Source organism: Vibrio sp. 1402, assembly GCF_033340275.1.
Map to the genome: position 1 here is coordinate 1 of NZ_JAWOWE010000796.1, position 501 is coordinate 501.

Here is a 501-nt window from a genome sequence, read left to right on the forward strand (position 1 = left end):
GGGCAAAGTCGCGATATTTCTCCTTGGAAATAATCGTTTGTTCGCCGACTAAGCCTCGGCTACGTTCATTGATCGCATAGGTATCAATATCGTCAGGCATTTCATTATGAAGTACAGCCGCCGCTTTTTCATGTGCCTCTGTACGGTCACGATATTTCTTTTGCTCACCAACGACAGTTACGGTGTTGTCATCAACATAAATGCGCGTGTTTTGGTAACCTGCAATTTTGTCTAAATCTTCTGTTACACGTTCCCAGTCAACATCAGACAGTTCTTCTGGCTGATTGCTTTCTACTTCTGGCGTAGGTGTGTCTCGCCAAAAAGATGGCATGTCATTGAAATTAGTGTTTAGCGTTAAGCCAGCGACCAAAGTGTCTCCGCGTTCATAACTTAAACGAAAATCGGCCATTCCGATACGGTAGAGCACACCAAAGTTCCATGGCGTGTGGGGAGACATATCTACACCGGCCTGAACTACAGGGTAGTCTGTGCTGTAATCGT

Annotated in this window: 1 protein-coding gene; it reads right to left on the reverse strand. The window is 45.5% G+C overall.

The features are described from left to right. The coding region (locus R7044_RS28550) for a YjbH domain-containing protein (protein WP_225456465.1) at positions 1 to 501 on the reverse strand (501 nt) is incomplete at both ends.